16 protein-coding genes are annotated in these 18610 nt (G+C 69.3%); 9 read left to right on the forward strand and 7 right to left on the reverse strand.

The features are described from left to right. The 4 genes from GXW71_RS18155 to GXW71_RS18170 form a co-directional block, all read left to right on the forward strand. The coding region (locus GXW71_RS18155) for a tyrosine-type recombinase/integrase (RefSeq protein WP_211853969.1) at positions 1 to 380 on the forward strand (380 nt) is incomplete at its 5' end. Positions 381 to 442: 62 nt separating this feature from the next. Further along, positions 443 to 1399 carry an acetyl-CoA carboxylase carboxyltransferase subunit alpha gene (locus tag GXW71_RS18160; protein ID WP_211853970.1) on the forward strand — a complete coding sequence of 319 codons (957 nt, stop codon included), beginning with the start codon at positions 443 to 445 and terminating at the stop codon, positions 1397 to 1399. Beyond that, a complete protein-coding gene (locus tag GXW71_RS18165; RefSeq protein ID WP_211853971.1) occupies positions 1396 to 2943 on the forward strand; it encodes an MFS transporter in 1548 nt (515 codons plus the stop codon). The genes GXW71_RS18160 and GXW71_RS18165 overlap by 4 nt, the downstream gene beginning before the upstream one ends. A 129-nt stretch (positions 2944 to 3072) precedes the next feature. After that, positions 3073 to 3513 carry a hypothetical protein gene (locus tag GXW71_RS18170; protein ID WP_211853972.1) on the forward strand — a complete coding sequence of 147 codons (441 nt, stop codon included), beginning with the start codon at positions 3073 to 3075 and terminating at the stop codon, positions 3511 to 3513. Between the two features lie 215 nt (positions 3514 to 3728). Here GXW71_RS18170 and GXW71_RS18175 read toward each other — a convergent pair whose 3' ends face one another. The 3 genes from GXW71_RS18175 to secA all read right to left on the reverse strand — a co-directional run bounded on the left by GXW71_RS18175 (position 3729) and on the right by secA (position 7833). After that, positions 3729 to 4181, reverse strand: a complete 453-nt coding sequence (locus tag GXW71_RS18175) for a hypothetical protein (RefSeq protein ID WP_211853973.1) — start codon at positions 4179 to 4181, stop codon at positions 3729 to 3731. Positions 4182 to 4285: 104 nt separating this feature from the next. Further along, complete coding sequence (gene panB, locus GXW71_RS18180) at positions 4286 to 5101, reverse strand: 3-methyl-2-oxobutanoate hydroxymethyltransferase (protein WP_211853974.1); 816 nt, start codon at positions 5099 to 5101, stop codon at positions 4286 to 4288. A gap of 14 nt (positions 5102 to 5115) precedes the next feature. Further along, complete coding sequence (secA, locus tag GXW71_RS18185; protein WP_211854079.1) at positions 5116 to 7833, reverse strand: preprotein translocase subunit SecA; 2718 nt, start codon at positions 7831 to 7833, stop codon at positions 5116 to 5118. Between the two features lie 185 nt (positions 7834 to 8018). Here secA and GXW71_RS18190 point away from each other — a divergent pair, with 185 nt between their 5' ends. The 3 genes from GXW71_RS18190 (at position 8019) to GXW71_RS18200 (ending at position 11161) form a co-directional block, all read left to right on the forward strand. After that, positions 8019 to 8975 (forward strand): peptidylprolyl isomerase, encoded by a 957-nt coding sequence (locus GXW71_RS18190; protein WP_211853975.1) that lies wholly within the window; start codon positions 8019 to 8021, stop codon positions 8973 to 8975. Positions 8976 to 8989: 14 nt separating this feature from the next. After that, positions 8990 to 10228 carry a bifunctional glutamate N-acetyltransferase/amino-acid acetyltransferase ArgJ gene (argJ, locus tag GXW71_RS18195; protein ID WP_211853976.1) on the forward strand — a complete coding sequence of 413 codons (1239 nt, stop codon included), beginning with the start codon at positions 8990 to 8992 and terminating at the stop codon, positions 10226 to 10228. Between the two features lie 363 nt (positions 10229 to 10591). Next, positions 10592 to 11161, forward strand: coding sequence for a papain-like cysteine protease family protein (locus GXW71_RS18200; protein ID WP_211853977.1), 570 nt, complete (start codon positions 10592 to 10594; stop codon positions 11159 to 11161). A 54-nt stretch (positions 11162 to 11215) separates the two neighbouring features. On the opposite strand, the gene GXW71_RS18205 is transcribed toward GXW71_RS18200, so the two are convergent. After that, positions 11216 to 12508 carry an SMI1/KNR4 family protein gene (locus tag GXW71_RS18205; RefSeq protein ID WP_211853978.1) on the reverse strand — a complete coding sequence of 431 codons (1293 nt, stop codon included), beginning with the start codon at positions 12506 to 12508 and terminating at the stop codon, positions 11216 to 11218. Between the two features lie 12 nt (positions 12509 to 12520). Beyond that, on the reverse strand, positions 12521 to 13231 hold the full coding sequence (locus tag GXW71_RS18210; protein WP_211853979.1) for a NucA/NucB deoxyribonuclease domain-containing protein: 711 nt from the start codon (positions 13229 to 13231) through the stop codon (positions 12521 to 12523). A 258-nt stretch (positions 13232 to 13489) separates the two neighbouring features. On the opposite strand from GXW71_RS18210, the gene GXW71_RS18215 reads away from it, so the two are divergent. Both GXW71_RS18215 and GXW71_RS18220 read left to right on the forward strand, forming a co-directional pair. Further along, positions 13490 to 14506, forward strand: a complete 1017-nt coding sequence (locus GXW71_RS18215) for a bifunctional GNAT family N-acetyltransferase/(deoxy)nucleoside triphosphate pyrophosphohydrolase (protein ID WP_211853980.1) — start codon at positions 13490 to 13492, stop codon at positions 14504 to 14506. Between the two features lie 12 nt (positions 14507 to 14518). Continuing rightward, complete coding sequence (locus GXW71_RS18220; RefSeq protein WP_211853981.1) at positions 14519 to 15283, forward strand: competence/damage-inducible protein A; 765 nt, start codon at positions 14519 to 14521, stop codon at positions 15281 to 15283. Positions 15284 to 15527: 244 nt separating this feature from the next. On the opposite strand, the gene GXW71_RS18225 is transcribed toward GXW71_RS18220, so the two are convergent. After that, positions 15528 to 16466: an esterase-like activity of phytase family protein gene (locus GXW71_RS18225; RefSeq protein ID WP_211853982.1), complete on the reverse strand. Its 939-nt coding sequence runs from the start codon at positions 16464 to 16466 to the stop codon at positions 15528 to 15530. Between the two features lie 226 nt (positions 16467 to 16692). Further along, entirely contained in the window at positions 16693 to 18564 is a 1872-nt protein-coding gene (cobT, locus tag GXW71_RS18230) for a cobaltochelatase subunit CobT (RefSeq protein ID WP_211853983.1), read from the reverse strand. Positions 18565 to 18610: the final 46 nt, after the last annotated feature.

The following is an 18610-nucleotide window of genomic DNA, read 5'->3' on the forward strand; positions in this document are numbered from 1 at the left end:
CCCGCAGCCTGGCGCTGGCGGCGCGGGACGAGCGGCTGGCAGCGCGGGAGGGCAAGCCTGGCGCCGCCCGCGGGGCGCGCTGGCTCTTCCCCTCGCGCGCCGCCGCCGGGCACCTGACCCGGCAGGGCCTCGGGCTGCTGCTGAAGGAGGTGGCACTGGCCGCCGGCATCGACCCAGAGCGGGTCAGCCCGCATGTGCTGCGCCATTCCTTCGCCAGCCACCTGCTCGGGCACGGGGCGGATCTCAGGTCGCTGCAGATCCTGCTCGGTCATGCCGACATCGCGACGACCCAGATCTACACCCGGGTGCTGGAGGAGCGGCTGCGCGCCCTGCTCGCGGCGTATCACCCCCTCGCCGAGGGTGGATCCGCGGGTTCCTGAAACAATTGCTGAGTCCCCGCGCCCTTACGTCCAGCCCGGTTTTCGGCTAACCCGCCCCGGCCATGCGCCATTTCCTTGATTTCGAAAAACCGATCGCCGAGCTCGAGGGCAAGATCGAGGAGCTCCGCCGCACCACCGATGCGGGGGGGATCGATGTCGCCGAGGAGGTCGGGCGTCTCCGCGACAAGGCGCACAAGCTGCTGCAGGCGACCTATGCGAAGCTGACCCCCTGGCAGAAGGCGCTGGTCGCCCGCCATCCGGAACGGCCGCACGCCTCCGACTACATCGCGGCGCTGATCGATGGCTTCACGCCGCTGGCCGGCGACCGCGCCTTCGCCGATGACGCGGCGGTGCTGGGCGGCATGGGCCGCTTCCGCGGCCGCGCCGTGATGGTGCTGGGCACCGAGCGCGGCCACGACACCGAAAGCCGCGTGAAGCATAATTTCGGCATGGCGCGGCCGGAGGGCTACCGCAAGGCTCGGCGCCTGATGGAACTCGCGGGGCGCTTCGGCCTGCCGATCCTCTCTTTCGTCGACACCGCCGGCGCCTTTCCGGGGATCGAGGCCGAGGCGCGCGGCCAGGCGGAAGCCATCGCCCGATCGATCGAGGCCGGGCTCGACGCCCCGGTTCCCTTTATCGCGACCGTCATCGGGGAAGGCGGCTCGGGCGGCGCCATCGCGCTCGCTGCCGCCGACCGCATCCTGATGCTGGAGCATGCGATCTATTCGGTGATCTCGCCGGAAGGCTGTGCCTCCATCCTCTGGCGCGACGCGGCGCAGGCACCGACGGCCGCGGAGGCGCTGCGGCTGACCGCCGACGACCTGAAGCGCCTGGCCTTGATCGATGCCGTGGTGCCGGAGCCGCTGGGCGGCGCGCACCGCGACCGCGACCACATGCTGGCCGCCGTCGGCGACCGCATCGCCGAGGTGCTGGAGCCGCTGACCGCGCTCGACGGCGCCACCTTGCGCGCCCGTCGGCGCGAGAAGTTCTTGGAGATGGGGCGAGTCGGGGCGCTGTGACCGAGCCCGATGACCGGAGCGCCGAAGGGCGCGGAGGTCTGAATCGGGCGTCGGAACGCGGGGACGATACGAGCCCCGACACGGCCGAGGCTCGGCATCGCGCCTTCCTGCGCGGCTTTCCCGCCATCGCGCTGGCGATCTTCGTCGCCGCCGTCGACCAGACGGCCGCCGCCACCGCGCTGCCGGCGATCGCCGCCGAATTCGCCGCCGTCGAGCAAGTGTCCTGGGTGATGGTGGCCTATCTGGTCGCCGGCACCTGCGCCGCCCCCGCCTTCGGGCAATTGGGCGATGCCTTCGGGCGACGGCGGCTGCTCTTCGTCGCCCTCGGCATCACGTTCGCGGGCTGCCTGATCAATGCCATGGCGCCGTCGCTGGCCGTGCTGATCGGCGGACGCATCCTGCAGGGGATCGGCGGCGGCGCGCTGCTGACCATCGCCGTCTCCCTGATCGGGGAAGCACTGCCGCCACGGGAACGCGGGCGCTTCCAGGGCCACATCGCCTCGATCTATGCCTCGGCCGCAACCTTCGGGCCGGTGGTCGGCGGCTTCCTGACCCAGCATTTCGGCTGGCGCATGATCTTTCTGGTGCTGCCGCCGCTCGCCCTCCTGGCCATGGCGCTGGCGACGCGCCTGCCGCGCCAGCCCCCTGCGCGCCAGACGCGGCTGCGCTTCGACTGGCTCGGGCTCGGGCTGTTCCTGCTGGTGGTCGCGCCGGCGCTGGTGGCGCTCGACCAGGCACGGCGGATGGATGCCGCGACGCTGCCGCTGGCCGGCGCCCTCGGCTTGCTGGCGGTCGCGGCGCTGGTGGTGCTGATCGCCTGGGAGAAGCGGGCGCCCGACCCGCTGCTGCCGATCGGGCTGCTGACCGAGCCTTCCATCTGGCGCACCAACCTGCTCGGTGCCTGCGTCTTCGGGGCGCTGGTCGGCTCCATCGCCTTCATGCCGATCTTCCTCCAGGCGGTGCGCGGGTTGTCGCCGGCGACCTCCGGGCTGGTGCTGCTGCCGCTCTCGGTCTGTGGCGCGGTGGGTGCCATGTTCGCCGGGCGGATGATGCTGAAGACCGGGCGCAGCATGGTCTGGCCGGGCTTCGGCCTGACCTGGGCGGCGGCCATGCTGGCCGCCATCGCACTCGTCGCCCATGTCGCGCCGATCTGGCTGCTGCCGGTGATGCTGGGGGCGACGGCGGTCGGCTTCGGCACGTCCTTCCCGGTGGCGCAGACCACGGTGCAGGTGGCGGCGGGGGCGGCGCGGCTCGGTGCGGCGGCCGCGTCCGTCCAGCTCTCCCGCAACCTCGGCGCGGCGACCGGAACGGCGCTGCTGGGCGCGGTGCTGTTCGGCGGGCTGGCGCTGGCCGGTGGTGAAGTGGCGACGTTGTTCTCGCGGGTCGTGGCGGCACCTGGGCTGGTGGCGACCTTGCCGGCCGAGGATGCGGCTGGGCTGAAGGCGGCGCTGTCCGCAGCCTTCCGGGCGATGTTCCTGACCGCCGCCGGCTTCTGTGCCGTCGCGGCCGTCCTGTCGACACGGGTGCCGCTCAGGCGGATCTGAGAAGCGGCTCTCGCGTGACAGGATATTATCTCGACTTCGATTTGTCGTCGCGGCAGGATCCGGCGGTTGTTTATTCTGCCAAAAAAATGAAATCAGGAGGCTGGTAGTGGCGTCATTCGGATCGAGGTGGTGGTCGTGAGCTGGGCGGCGTTGGTGGCCCAGCCGAAACCTGCGGAGACGCCGCAGCAGCAAGCTGCACGTCTGAAGGCCGAGGCAGAGAAGAAGTCGGCCGACGCCGCGAAAGCGCTTGACGAGCGTGCAAAGACGCTGTGCGCCTTGGTCCAGGCCCAATGCGGCAGCGCCTCGTCCGGCGGCGTTTCCGGCAACTACAGCGCCTACCAGCTTGAGGTGAAGGGCGAGTGGACACTCGCCGAGATCAAGCTGGCTTTCACCAAGTGGAAGCAGATCTACGTCAATGCCGGGACCCTGGAATCACTCAACGTCCATATGATGGGACCGGCCGCGAAGTGGACTGGCAGTCGCCAGGGAAATTCGCAGGCGAATTTTATCCGCCTGCTTCAGGCCGGGAAGACCTGGTCGGTCAACGTTCACATCAACCACAACGGTTAGAGCAGCTCCCAATCAGGTGGAATCACCCGATCGGGGAAGATGCGCCAGCCGCCAGAGACCATTTGGGAATGGCTGCGGCGAAGGTGTGGCGGGGATTTTTCGTTCCTGCCGTGGCGACTGACGCAGCCGATGCTGGTTGCATCGGCAAGGAAGCCGGTACGGCAGGGGCGGAAAAGGCCCGCCAGACCGACCCGCAGCTATTCCCAAACGGTCTCTCAGTCACCCTGGCATTGCAGCGCCAGCGCGCCGCGCGGCCCGAACTCCGCGTCGATCTGGTCCGGCCGCGTCCAGGCAAGGCTCTCCTCGCCCTGCTCGGTCCGGCCGCCGCGTGCGGTGGGCTGGCCGTAGCGGCGAATCAACCAAGCGCGCAACGCGATGCCGGCCCCGTCGCCATCGGCGCGATAGCTGATGCAGCGCAGCCCGCCCGGGGAGGCAAAGCCGAAGGCGACGGTGAAGCTGGGGCCGGCATCCGTGCGCTGGCTGGCGGTGACGCGATACTCGATCGCCCCGGCCGAGCGGCGCTCCGGCGCCGGCAGCACCCGCGCCGCGCCGCGGGAAGCGGCGATCACCTGCTGCTCCGTCATGCCCCAGCGGGTGTATTCGAAGTGGGCCTGCGCCGGTGCGGTCGCCAAGAGCGCCGCGAGCAGGGCGTAGCTGGCGCGCTTCATGGTTTCTCGCGCAGCCGCCACGCCAACCCTGCGCGAGTCTTTAGTTTCGCGCGCAGCCGCCACACCAACCCTGCGCGCCGAGGCCCGGCCACGAAAGCCGGGCATCAGTAGCAATGCTCCGGGGCGGGAAAGCGCCCCTCCTTCACCGCTGCGACATAAGCGGCGATAGCGGCGTCGATGCTGCCCGCCCCGGCCAGGAAATCCTTGGTGAAGCGCGCGGTCCTGCCCGGATAGACGCCGATCATGTCGTGCAGCACCAGGATCTGCCCAGCGCAATCCGGCCCGGCGCCGATGCCGATGGTCGGCATGCGCGGGCAGGCGGCGGTGATCGCCGCACCGAGCGCCGCCGGCACCATCTCGATGACGCAGAGCGCGGCGCCGGCCTCTTCCAGCGCCTTCGCATCTGCCTCCAGCCGCGCCGCGCCCTCGGGCCTGGCGCCCTGCACGCGGTAGCCGCCGAGCGTGTTCACCGATTGTGGCGTCAGGCCGATATGGGCGCAGACGGGAATGCCGCGCTCCACCAGGAAACGCACCGTCTCCGCCAGCCAGGCGCCGCCTTCGATCTTCACCATATGGGCGCCGGCGGCCATCAGCCGGGCGGCGCTGCGGAAGGCCTGTTCGCGGCTTTCCTGGTAGCTGCCGAAGGGCAGGTCGGCCATCACCATGGCCCGCCTGGTGCCGCGCAGGACGGATGCGGTGTGGTACTCCACCTGCTCCAGCGTCACCGGCAGGGTCGAGCCATGGCCCTGCAGCACGTTGCCCATGGAATCGCCGACCAGGAACAGCTCGACGCCGCTGCGGTCGAGCAGCGCCGCGAAGCTGGAATCATAGCAGGTGAGGGAGGCGATCTTCTCACCCTTCGCGGCCATGCGGGCGAAATCGCCGAGGCGAATCGGCTTGCCGTCCTGCAGGTAGGCCATGCCCCGGCCGCCTCTCAGTTGCGCCCGTGGCAGTGCTTGAACTTCTTGCCGGAGCCGCAGGGGCAGGGCGCGTTGCGCGGCGTGCTGCCCCAGGTCGTGGGATTGTTCGGATCGACCGCCGCGGCCACCGGCCGCGTCGCCACCGGCGCGCCGTAGCCGCCATCCTCCTGCGCCATCTCGTATTCCTGGGTGGCGGGATCGGGATGGCGCATGTCGAGCACACGGACCGGCTCCGGCGTCGGCAACGGCGCTTCGGGGCGAAGCTCGATGCGCATCAGCAGGCTGGTCACCCGTCCCCGCAGGTCGATCAGCATGGTGTTGAACAGCGTGAAGGCTTCGGCCTTGTACTCGTTCAGCGGATCGCGCTGGCCATAGGCGCGGAGGCCGATGCCCTGGCGCAGATGATCGAGCGCCAGCAGATGCTCCTTCCACACCTGGTCGAAGACCTGCAGCAGCAGCGACTTCTCGACCATGCGCATCAGGTCGGGGCCGATATCGGCGGCCTTGGCGGCCATGTGGCGGTCGGCCGCATCCATCAGCCGCTCGCGCACCGCCTCGTCGTCGATGCCTTCCTCGCGCGCCCATTCGGCGACCGGCAGCGAGAGGCCGAGCGTCTCCTGCACCGCGGCTTCCAGCGCCGGCAGGTCCCATTGCTCGGGATAGGCGTTCTCCGGAATGGCACGGGAGACCATTTCCTCGATCGCTTCGCGACGCATCTCGGCGACGGTCTCGGCGACGTCGTCGGCCATCATGAACGCGCGCCGCTGGGCATACACCTCCTTGCGCTGGTCGTTCATGACGTCGTCGTATTTGAGCAGGTTCTTGCGGGTGTCGAAGTTGCGCGCCTCGACCTTCTTCTGCGCCCGCTCCAGCGCCTTGTTGATCCAGGGATGGACGATCGCCTCGCCTTCCTTGAGGCCGAGGCGCTGCAGCATGCCGCCCATGCGGTCGGACCCGAAGATGCGCATCAGGTCGTCTTCCAGCGACAGGAAGAAGCGCGAGGCGCCGGGGTCGCCCTGGCGGCCGGAGCGGCCGCGGAGCTGGTTGTCGATGCGCCGCGACTCGTGCCGCTCGGTGCCGATGACGAAGAGGCCGCCGGCCTCCTTCACCTTCGGGCGCAGCTCCTCGATCTCTGCCTTGTGGCGCGCGAGTGCCGCTTCGTATTCCGGGCTGTCGGCATTGCCGACTTCCTGCCGCGCCAGCATGTCGGCATTGCCGCCGAGCTGGATGTCGGTGCCGCGGCCGGCCATGTTGGTCGCGATGGTGACCGCGCCCGGGCGGCCGGCCTGGGCCACGATGCCGGCTTCCTGCTCATGGTAGCGGGCGTTCAGCACCTGATGCGGCACGCCCTTCTTCTTGAGCAGCGCCGAGATGATCTCCGACTTCTCGATGCTGGTGGTGCCGACCAGGCAGGGCTGGCCGCGCAGCCGCGCCTCGTCGATCAGGGTCGCGACGGCGGCGTATTTCTCCTCCGCCGACCGGTAGACCTCGTCATCGCCGTCGATGCGCGCGACCGGCACGTTGGTCGGGATCTCCACCACTTCCAGCTTGTAGATCTCGGCGAACTCGTCGGCTTCGGTCGATGCCGTGCCAGTCATGCCGGCGAGCTTCGGGAAGAGGCGGAAATAGTTCTGGAAGGTGATGGAGGCGAGCGTCTGGTTTTCCGGTTGGATGGTGACGCCTTCCTTGGCCTCCAGCGCCTGGTGCAGCCCATCCGAATAGCGCCGGCCTTCCATCATGCGGCCGGTGAACTCATCGATGATGACGATCTTGTCCTGGTGGACGATGTATTCGATGTCGCGGTTGAACAGCGCATGCGCGCGCAGCGACTGGTTGACGTGGTGCACCACGGTCACGTTGTGGATGTCGTAGAGGTTGCCCTCCTCGAGGATCCCGGCCTCGCGCAGCATCTCCTCGACGCGCTCGCTGCCGGTCTCGGTGAGCGAGGCGGTGCGCTGCTTCTCGTCCTTCTCGAAGGTCTCGGGGTCGCGCACCAGCTCCTTCATCACCAGGTCGACCTGGCGGTAGAGGTCGGAGGTGTCGTCGGTGGGGCCGGAGATGATCAGCGGCGTCCGCGCCTCGTCGACCAGGATGCTGTCCACCTCGTCGACGATCGCATAGGCGAAGTCGCGCTGGACCATCTCCTCCAGCCGGTACTTCATGTTGTCGCGCAGGTAGTCGAAGCCGAATTCGTTGTTGGTGCCGTAGGTGACGTCGCAGGCATAGGCGGCGCGCCGCTGGTCGTCGTTCAGCCCGTGCACGATCACGCCGGTGGTCAGGCCGAGAAAGCCGTAGATCCGCCCCATCCACTCGCTGTCGCGGGTGGCCAGGTAGTCGTTCACGGTGACGACATGCACGCCCTTGCCGGGAAGTGCGTTGAGATAGACCGGCAGGGTGGCGACCAGGGTCTTGCCTTCGCCGGTCTTCATCTCGGCGATCTTGCCCTCGTGCAGCACCATGCCGCCGATCATCTGGACATCGAAATGGCGCATGCCGAGCACGCGCTTGGCGGCTTCCCGAACGGTCGCGAAGGCTTCCGGCAGCAGGTCGTCCAGCGTCTCGCCCTTGCCAAGGCGGGCGCGGAACTCGGCAGTCTTGCCGCGCAGCGCATCATCGGACAGGGCCTCGAACGTCGCTTCCAAGGCATTGATCGCCGGCACCTGCGCCTGCAGGCGCTTCAGCGCGCGGTCGTTGGTGGTGCCGAAAATGGCGCGGGCAAGGCCCGAGAACATGGTCGAAAGCATGAGGGCTGGGGCTCTCCGGCCGATATGCGGCGCGGCTCGGGCGCGGCCCCGGACAGATAGGCGGGCAGGGGGGCAAGGTCAATTCGGAGGCACCGTGCGCCATGCCCGGATAGGCGCCTTGTCCCTCCGGGCCGCTTCGGCCATGGTCCGCGCGACCCTGACCAGAGGCCCTGATGCGCCTGTTTGTCCCGTCTTCGCTTCCCCGTGCCGCGCTGATGGCCTTCGCCCTGTTGGCCGCGCCGGCGGCGCTGGCCCAGCAGCCGGCGCCAGGCTCGGCCCCGATCCAGCCGGCGCCCCCCCCGGGGGACCCAGTGGTCGCGCGGGTGGATGGGGAGCCGATCACGCTTTCCGAGGTCACCGCCATGGCCCGGACCCTGCCGGAGGAGCTGCGCGGCGCGCCGCCGCAGGTGGTGCTGCCGCTGCTCGTCGACCAGATGGTGACGCAGCGCGCCATCGTCGGCGCCGCCCGCCGCGCCGGGCTCGACCGCGATCCGACGATCCAGGCCCGGATCCGCCGCGCCGAGGACCAGGAGCTGGCCCAGGCCCTGATCGCGCGCGAGATCGCCGGCCGCATCGATGACGCGGCGATCCGCCGCCGCTACGACCGCGATGTCGGCAGCCGCCCTCCGGAGGAGGAGGTGCACGCGCGCCACATCCTGGTGGCGACCGAAGCCGAGGCACGGGAGGCGCTGCGCGAGGTCCAGGGTGGCGCTGATTTCGCCGCGGTGGCGACGCGCCGCAGCACCGGCCCCGGCGCACAGCAGGGCGGCGATCTCGGCTTCTTCAAGCGCGGCGACCTGGTGCCGGAATTCGCCGCGGCCGCCTTCGCCCTGCAGCCGGGGCAGGTTTCGGAGAATCCGGTCCGCACGCCCTTCGGCTGGCATGTGATCCGCGTCGAGGAGCGGCGCACAGCGCCTCCCCAGCCCTTCGAGGAGGCGCGGGACGCCATTCGCCAGCAGTTGTTCGAGGACGAGGTGAACGCGACGGTCGAGCGCATCCGCGGCGCCGCCCGTATCGAACGCTTCAACCTCGATGGCACGGCCGAGCGCCCGACCGACCGGGCCGAGCCGCCGGCGCCCGCGGCGCCCCCCGGCCGGGGTGGCGCCGTTCCCTCCGTCCCCCGCCGCTGAACGAGGTCCGATCGATGGCCGGCAAGGATTTGCCCGTGTCCCCGCTTGCGTTGCCGCTGCCCGAGATGCCGCCGATCGAGGGGGTGCTGCTCGGCTCCGCTGAGGCCGGCATCCGATACAAGGCGCGCGAGGATGTGACCATGATGGTCTTCCCCGCCGGTACCACCGTTGCGGGCGTCTTCACCAAGAACAAGTGCCCGGGCGCGCCGGTCGATTGGTGCCGGGACGCGCTGAAGGGCGGCAAGGCCCGGGCGCTGGTCGTCACCGCCGGCAATTCCAACGTCTTCACCGGCAAGGCCGGGCGTCAGACCTGCGCCGAGACCGCGCGCGCCATGGCGGAACTGGCCGGCTGCAAGCCGCGCGAGGTCTTCCTGGCCTCGACCGGCGTGATCGGCGAGCGGCTGCCGACCGAGAAGCTGACGGCGGCGCTGCCACCCCTGCATGCCAGGCTCCATGCCGATGGCTGGGGCGCGGCCGCGCGGTCCATCATGACCACCGACACCTTCCCGAAGGGCTCGGTCCGCACCGCGAAGATCGGCGACACCACCGTGACCGTCGCCGGCATCGCCAAGGGCAGCGGCATGATCGCGCCCGACATGGCGACCATGCTGAGCTTCCTCGCGACCGATGCGAAGATCCCGGCTGGCGCCCTGCAGGCGCTGCTGAGCAAGGGCGTCGGCCCCAGCTTCAACGCCGTGACGGTCGACAGTGATACCTCGACCTCCGACACGGTGCTGCTCTTCGCGACCGGGGCTGCCAAGCATCCGCGCGTGCCGGCCGATGGCGGCGCGATGCTCAAGGACTTCAAGCGCGCGCTGAACGAGGTGCTGATGGACCTCGCGCTGATGGTCGCGCGCGACGGCGAGGGCGCGCAGAAGCTGATCCGCATCGACGTGACCGGCGCCGTCACTGCGAAGTCCGCCTATCGTATCGGCATGAGCATCGCGAATTCGCCGCTTGTGAAGACCGCGATCGCCGGCGAGGACGCGAATTGGGGCCGCATCGTCATGGCGGTCGGCAAGGCCGGCGAGCCGGCCGATCGCGACCGCCTCTCTGTCGCCGTCGGCGGCACCTGGATGGCGCGGGAGGGCGGTGTGATCCCGGGCTATGACGAGGCGCCGGTGGTCGCGCACATGAAGGGCCGCGAGGTCGAGATCACCGTCGATATCGGCCTTGGCCGCGGCAAGGCCACGGTGTGGACCTGCGACCTGACGCATGGCTACATCGACATCAACGGCAGCTATCGGAGCTGATGGCGGCGCGGGAGGAACTCCGAGGCGCCGTCTCGGGAATGCTGCCCTGAAGGTAAGGCCGCCGACCAGGCCATCGCGACCTCTACCATTGTCATCGTCGCTCCTGACGCGGACCACCCGGTTCCGCGAAGGGCGCCTCGTCGGCGGGATGCGCCGCAGAGGCTGCAAGTAGTAGCGCGCGGTTTTTTGTTTCGAACTGGGTACGTTTCGTATACCGTCACTCCGTCCTCGAGACTATCAGCCGGTGAATCGGGATCGCCGAGCGTGGCGATGACGACGCTGCGCCGACTTTGCGGCGGCGTCTGATCCGGCTTGTTGGTGGGGAGGCCCCGCGCATCCATCGAAGATCGGAAGGGACGGCAAATGAGCGTTTATCTGGACGTACCGTTTGTGTCGCAGCTGGGCTTCGGGAGCGGCGGCAAGCTGAACGACCCGACCGGATGCTGGTACTGCAGCTGTTGCATGATCGCCTACCATTTCGAGGCAGGACCGCGGCTGGGCGTGCCCGAGCTCTACGTGCCGAACGCGGGCCATCTGCCGATTGGCGGTACGGAAGCGACCGACGCGCTGAAAAAGAAGGGCATCAACACCACCAGCGGCGGCGAGGAGATCCTGGCCAAGCGGGAAGGCCTGGAACCCGTCCCGAACCTCGCGACCGACCGCAAGCTCACGGAGCTGGAGATGCTCCTGCGCAACAACGGCCCCATCTATTTCGCCTGGACCAAGACCCACGGCGGCCAGACCTACGGCCACATCTCCGTCCTGATCGGCACCGATGATGGCCCGGGCCAGATCATCTACCATGACCCGGAGAACGCGGCGAACTCCCGCATGACGCTCGCCACCTACAACACCAAGCGGATGCGCGGGACCTACGACATGCTGCGGCGTATCGGTGTGATTTCCAGCACGGTGCGCATCAAGACGACATAGCGCGCCGGCTGGCGACGGCCTTCGGCCATACCGGGCCGATCGCCCGCCGCCGTGTCAGGAATCGCCGTCCCATTGGTGGAGCACGGTGACGCCGGTCTCCTCGCTCGGCCAAAGATGCACGGTGTAGCGATCCTCGCCTTCGAGCCCGTCCTCGCTCAGCGTGCCGAGGCCGGTGAAGACCACCATGGCGCGGAGATTCCCGGGCGGCACCTTGGCCCGCGCCGCGTCGGGCAGGTAGTCGGTGCAGCCGGCGATGGCCAGCTCGCCTTCGGTGCGCAGGCTGCCGAGGACGACATGGTCGGCGGCCGCCATGTCGATGCGCGGCTCCGCATCATGCAGCTCGACACGCACCGGGACGGTCATGTTGCGCGCAGTGGTGACGACCAGCACGCCGTCGGCGCAGGCGATGCGGTCGCGCAGCGCGTCCTCGGTCCAGTCGGTCGGCAGGTCGCCGCCGCCATCCGTGTCGGTCAGGTAGAACTGGTGGTAGTCGGCGAAGAGCTCGGCGTCGAAGAGTACCGTCATCTCGCGGGCTCCTGATAGGCCGCCGGGAGCCACCTCGCTGCCGGATGGGCGGGCCTTGCGCTTCCTCGTGTCGGGCTTCGTATAGTAGTCTTCCGGCTTTCCGAAGATGAGACGGCTCACCTCGGGGTCCATCTTTATGACGCCGCCGGCGGGCAGCTCATACTCGATTTTGTTCCAGTCGAGGGTGCCGGAGATCAGGTTGGGCCAATAGTCGGCGCGTGGATTGAACGGCCGGATCACGTCCCAGAGCTCCTTTGGATCGTATTCTATCTCGCCGGCTTCCTTCCGCCCCTCACGTTCCGTGCGGTAGCGCAGGATGCCGGCATCCTGCGCGGCGCAGACGGAGCGTAGCATGGCCAGTGTGCTGTCGAAGCCGACATAGTGATTGCGCGACAGGGAGCCCAGCGTCATCACCAATGGCATGGCGCCATCCTGCTCGCCACCGGGGTCGAGCTGCAGGCTCAGCGCGGAGGTGGCGTTGAAAACATTGAGCCGACCGACCAAGGGATTGAGCTTCTCCAGACGCATGATCTTGTTGCCGGTAACCAGCGTCTGGGCCGGATACCACTCGAACTCGAAGAAAACGGTCGCTTCCCACATCGGCATCAGGCCTGGCTCGGTGCCATTGTGGTTGTGATAAAGCGCGCGGAAGTCCTCGGGGATGGGCAGGCCGAACTGCTCAAGCTCTAACAGCCCTTCCCGCCCTTTGCGCGAGCGTTTGATGTGCTTGTGGATGCGACGTCCCTGCGCCTCCTGAAAAACCTTCACTCGACGGACGCAGTCCTCCACCTCCTCGAGGAGTTCTCGGCGGATATCAGCCATGCGATCTTCCCGTCACACGATGAAGCAGCGAATGGTCATGCCGCGCTGGAAGCCTTGCGCCATGGCGGCAGCCCGAATGAAACCGCCTTGAATCCAGTTCTCGCGAAGCGGCACGCGATCGACATGCGCGCCTGTCCGGCCGGGCACCTGGGTCACCGCGAAGGGGTACTCTTCCCAGCTGCCGCGTACAGACGTGCCGTCCAGCAACTTGATGTCTCCCGCTCCTGATCGGCCACGCATAGCCGAGCTGCGCCGGCTGCCCGCCCCATCGGGGTCCCATTGCAGGATGTCGCCATAGATCTCCATTCCGACCGCATCGACCTGCGCGATCATCGGCATGATCTCCGACGGGATCAGGATGTATTTCCATTGGTTATCCCGAGCGATCCGGCCGGCATCGGAGACAACGAAGCTGCGCCGGACCTCTGTGAAGCCCCTTAAGAAGACAGCGAGATCGCCACTGTCATAGACCTCACTCTCCATCTTGGCCCAGTCGACCTGGACCTCGTTATAGGCCTCGTAGGCGGCGTAGAGCGTCGTCCCGATCGTGAAGGCCCAGCCGGCATAAGGGACAAATTTCAGCAGGTTCGGCCTGACGAGAGCGGCGCCGGCGCGGGCGATGATCGCCTCTGTCGCCAGCCCCCTCAGCAGCCGGTGCTCGATGGCCTCCACCGTCATCGCGCTCAACGCCGGCCGCCCCAGGAGCGCGATACCGTCGGTCATCCGCCACAGCCCTTCCGTCTTCCACCTCCGGCACGACGAAGCCCTGCGCTGCCTTTGCAAGCGGCGCGGACCGGGTTGTCCGGAACGATCTTGCAATGGCTATGCCGGCCGCCCTGGCAGGCGGCAAATGACAGCTCCCTGAGATCCCATGACAATTCGCTGACGCCGCAGGATTGGCGCCCGACTGCGGGAGAAGGTGGAGATCGAACAGGCCGCGTTGACACGGCGCCGCTTTCGTCCGTTCCTGCCTTTGCCCCCATGACCGACGCTCTATCCCCGGCCGCAGGATTCGCCCCGCTCCGCACCGAACGCTTCACCTTGCGCGCGCTGCGCGCGGAGGATGCGCCGGCGCTGCACCGCCTGGTGAATGACTGGGAGGTGGCGAAGATGCTGGCGCGCGTCCCCTTCCCCTATCCGCGCGGCCTTGCCGAGGAATGGATCGCCTCGACCGCCGTGCAGATGGAAGAGGGCAGCGCCTGGCACCTCGCGATCACCGGCCACGAGGGTGACCGGGAAGTGCTGGTCGGTTGCGTCGGCATCACCAGGGAGCCGAACGGCACGCGCGCCGAGCTCGGCTACTGGGTCGGGCGGCGCTTCTGGGGGCATGGCGCGGCCAGCGAGGCTGCCGGACGCATGCTGCGCTGGGCTTTGGCGAACCTCCCGATCGAGCGCGTGGTGGCGAGCGCGCTGGCCGACAATACCCGCTCCAATGCCGTGCTACGGCGGATCGGCTTTCGCGAGACCGGCACCGGCATGCAGGATTTCGTCTCCCGCGGCGGCGCCATGCCGGTGCGCCTGTTCGAAGCCGGGCGCGAGGATATGGATGCCCCTGCCGCGTTGCCGGCCGCGGCCGCGCCGGAGGCGGCAGCCACCGGCAAGCGCATCCTGCTGGTCGCCGCCTGCGCGCTGATCGACGCCGATGGCCGTGTGCTGCTGGCGCGGCGGCCGGAGGGCAAGCCGCTCGCCGGCCTCTGGGAATTCCCCGGCGGCAAGATGCATGCGGAGGAGACGCCCGAGGCCGCGCTGATCCGTGAGCTGCATGAGGAGCTCGGTATCGACGTCACCGAGGCCTGCCTCGCCCCCTTCGCTTTCGCGAGCCACGGCTATGAGGCCTTCCATCTGCTCATGCCCCTCTATCTCTGCCGGCGCTGGCGCGGCACGGTGACGGGGCGGGAAGGGCAGGCGCTGGCCTGGGTGCGGCCGGAAAAGCTCGCTTCCTACCCGATGCCACCAGCCGATGTGCCGCTGGTCGCGCTGCTGCGCGACTTCCTGTGAGAGGGGAATGACATGGCCAACCCGATCGCCTGCCTTCTCATCATCGGCAATGAGGTGCTCTCGGGGCGCACCCGCGATGCGAACCTGCAGTTCATCGCGACCGGCCTGGGCGAGATCGGCATCCCGCTGCGCGAGGTGCGCGTCATCCCCGATGTGCGGGAGACGATCGTCGCGACGGTCAACGAGGTGCGGGAGAAATTCGACCACGTCTTCACGACCGGCGGCATCGGCCCGACGCATGACGACATCACCAGCGAATGCGTGGCCGAGGCCTTCGGCGTGCCGTGGGAGCCGCATCCCGTGGCCTGGGAACGCCTCGCCTCGCATTACGCGAAGCAGACGCCACCCGGCGACTTCAACCTGGCGCGGCAGCGCATGGCGACCATGCCGCGCGGCGCCACGCTGATCGACAACGCCGTCTCCATCGCGCCCGGCTTCACCATCGGCAATGTGCATGTGATGGCCGGCGTGCCGCGCATCATGCAGGCGATGTTCGCGACCCTGGCGCCGACGCTCTCCGGCGGCCCGCCCATCACTTCCACCGCCGTGCATGCGAAGGGCGCAATGGAAGGCGCGATCGCCGCCGGTCTCGCCGCCATCCAGGCGCGGTTCCCGGCGCTCGATATCGGCTCCTATCCCTATTACCGCATCGATGGCGGCGGCGTCGCGCTGGTGGCCAAGGGCGCCGACCCCGCCCAGGTGGAGGAGGCCGGGCGCGCCATGTTCGCGCTGCTGGCCGAAGCCGGTGCCGATGCTCGGATGGGCGAACCCGAGTAATATATCGTGCCCTCAGGCGCGTCGTGCCAGAGGCACGCCTTCGGCGTGACGCGCGCGCATCCGCGCACGTGGCTTCCGCGCTGTCGGGTGTGCGCCGGGCGCGGCTGATGGTCGCGCGCGGGCCGCATTCGCGGCCTCGGGATATCGCTTCGCTCACCCCGCAGAGATGTGCGGCGGCCCATGGCCGCATGGTACTTGCTCTCCGAAGCCTCTGCAGGATGGGTGGGTGGCCGGTCCGCGTCTTTCAGCCTTCGAGTGCGAAGACCGCGATCAGACCACGCTGGAAGCTGCGCTCATTGTCGTCGGTGACGAGTGTCACGAGCAGCGCGCCGTTGTGGCGGATGGCTGAAACGCCCTCCCAGTTCTCGCGCGGCAGCGCGTCGCTCGTGGAGAAGAGCACCTCGCCCTGCAGCACCGTGTCCGGGCGCGCGGCGGCGAGCGCCGGCGCCGGCACCCGGGTCAGCCGCGCCTCGAAACCGCCGAAGATCGTGAAGCGCCGCTCCAGCACCAGCGCGCCGCCATCGGGCAGGCCGACGGCATCCACCGGCACGAAATCCGGTGCCGGGCGCCAGGCGAGCGCCATCCAGCGCCCCGGCCCACCAAGCCAGGCGGTGGTGGTGCCCGGCGTTCTGGCCGGCAGATCCTCGGCGATCGCGAACCAGCGGCCGTCGGCCAACACGGTCAGGCTTTCCAGCCCCTGGTTGTCGGGGGCCGCGTCCAGCCCCGGCGGTGCCTGGATATAGCCGCCGGGACCGTCGAGGGTCCGATAGGCGCGGATGCGATGCCAGCGCTCGAAGCCGACCAGCCAGGTGCCGTCCGGCAGGCGCGCCAGGCATTCGGCATCGCCCTCCCGCCGGCGCAGCGGCCGCCCGGCGCCGTCGCGCAGCGGTCCCCGCCGGAGATCGGCAAGGCCGACGGGGCGCATGCCGTCCAGCACCAGCCGCGCGCTCATCCAATGGCCGAGATCACTGACCGCGGTCAGCCGCAGATCGGGGGCAAGATGCAGGCCGGAGAGGCCGCCGAAGCCGATCATCGCGCGATCGAGCTCCAGCCCGCCCGTCGCCCCGAAACCGGCCGGCAGCGCGAAGGGCGTCGCGATGGCGGACCCGCTTGTCGTGGCGGCCGCGCAGCCGGCGGGCAGAAGGGCGGAAGCGAAGGCTGCGCCGAGGGCACGGCGCCGCACCAGCGGCATCACGCCAACCGACCGGTCACCCGCCTCTCCTTCGCTTGGGCTCTGTAGGGCTAACACCCCGCGGCCGCAGGCCGCCACCGGAAAGGCCGGACTGCGAGGCGTCAGCCGAAGCAGGCCTAGGCCGCGAATGCGGCCCGCGCGCGACCATCAGCGGCGCCGGGTGCGCCCTGACAGCGCGAAAGCCAAGCGCGCGTATGCGCGCGCCGGCGCTTGAGGCTCAAGCAACGAGCGGCGCACGCTCGGCCGCCGCGCGTTGCCAGGCAGCCTCCGCATCCTCGTCGAAGAGCTCGGCGAGCTTCTTCATCACGGTGCCGCCCAGCTCCTCTGCATCCACGATGGTGACGGCGCGGCGGTAGTAGCGCGTCACGTCGTGGCCAATGCCGATCGCGATGAGCTCCACGATGTCGCGGCCCTCGATATCGGCGATCACCTTGCGCAGGTGGCGCTCCAGGTAGTTGCCGGGATTGACGGAAAGCGTGCTGTCATCGACCGGCGCCCCGTCCGAGATCACCATCAGGATGCGGCGATGCTCGGTCCGCTGCAGCAGGCGCCTGTAGGCCCAGTCCAGCGCCTCGCCGTCGATATTCTCCTTGAGGAGCCCCTCGCGCAGCATCAGGCCGAGATTCTTGCGCGCGCGCCGCCAGGGCGCGTCGGCGGCCTTGTAGACGACGTGGCGCAGGTCGTTCAGCCGGCCGGGGTTGCGCGGCTTGCCTTCCTGCACCCAGCGCTCGCGCGACTGGCCGCCCTTCCAGGCGCGGGTGGTGAAGCCGAGGATCTCGGTCTTCACCGCGCAACGCTCCAACGTGCGCGCCAGGATATCGGAGCACATGGCGGCGACGGTGATGGGTCGGCCGCGCATGGATCCGGAATTGTCGATCAGCAGCGTCACCACGGTGTCGCGGAAATCCGCCTCCCGCTCCCGCTTGTAGGAGAGGGCGAGGGTCGGGTTCGCGACCACGCGCGCGAGGCGGGAGACGTCGAGCGTGCCTTCCTCCAGGTCGAAGTCCCAGGCGCGCTGCTGCTGCGCGAGCAGGCGGCGCTGCAGCCGGTTCGCGAGCTTGGAGACCACGCCCTGCAGATGCGAAAGCTGCTGGTCGAGCTGCTGGCGCAGCCGCGCCAGCTCCTCGGGGTCGCAGAGGTCGTCGGCCTCGATCACTTCGTCGAAGCTGGTCGTGAAGGCGCGGTAGCGGGAAGCGTCGTCGGTATCGACGACCTCGCGGCGCTGCTGCGGGCCGCCGGGCTTGTCGTCGCCCTCTGCCGCGGCACCTTCCTCCTCGGTCTCCTGGGCGTCTTCGTCGGCGGCCTCGCCCTGCATGGCCTCCGGCTGGGCACCGAGCGTCTGGTCGCTTTCCTTCTCCTGGCTTTCGCCCTCGGAGGACTGGTCCTGGACGGGGCTGCTCTGCTCGCCCTCGTCGCCTTCCTCCTGGTCCTCGGATTCGGCCTCCACCTCGGCCTCGGCGAGATCCATGGCGGCCAGCAGCTTGCGCGCGGCGCGGGCGAAATTGGCTTGGTCGTCCTGCGCCGTCGCCATCTCGACCAGCGCCTGCTCGGCGCCTTCGCCGAGCGTGCCGCGCCAGAGGTCGAGCACGCGCTGCGCCGCCATCGGCGCCGGCTGGCCGGACAGCTTCTCCCGCGCCAGCAGGCCGAGTGCCGCCGGGAGCGGCAACTGGTCCTTGCGGGTCATGCGGTCATAGCCCTCGGCCTCGCATTCCTCGGCGAGGCGGGCGCGGAGATTGGCGGCGACGCCGGACATGTGCTGGCTGCCGACGCTCTCGACGCGCACCTGCTCCAGCGCGTCGAAGATCTCCTTCGCCTCGCGCCGGGCCGGGGCGCGGTTGGCGTGGACGCTCTCGTCATGATGGCGGAGCCGGAGTGCGGCGGCGTCGGCGGCACCGCGCAGCTTGGCCATCTCGGCGGGCGGCAGACTGCGGGTCGGCAGCGGCAGCCGCACCCGCTTGCCGGTGACGCCGCCAGGGCCGGGCTGGTAGGTGACCTGCACCTCGGGCGAGGCATGCGCGATGGCGCGCAGCACGCCGGCGGTGGCGCGCTTGAATTCTTCCTGCCGCGTCAGGTCCTGCTTGCCGCTCATACCGGCCAGCCTTCCGGCTGGGCCGGTATGAGAGTCTTTGTTGCGC

The sequence above is a fragment of the Plastoroseomonas hellenica genome (genome assembly GCF_018129085.1).
Lineage (GTDB): Bacteria > Pseudomonadota > Alphaproteobacteria > Acetobacterales > Acetobacteraceae > Plastoroseomonas > Plastoroseomonas hellenica.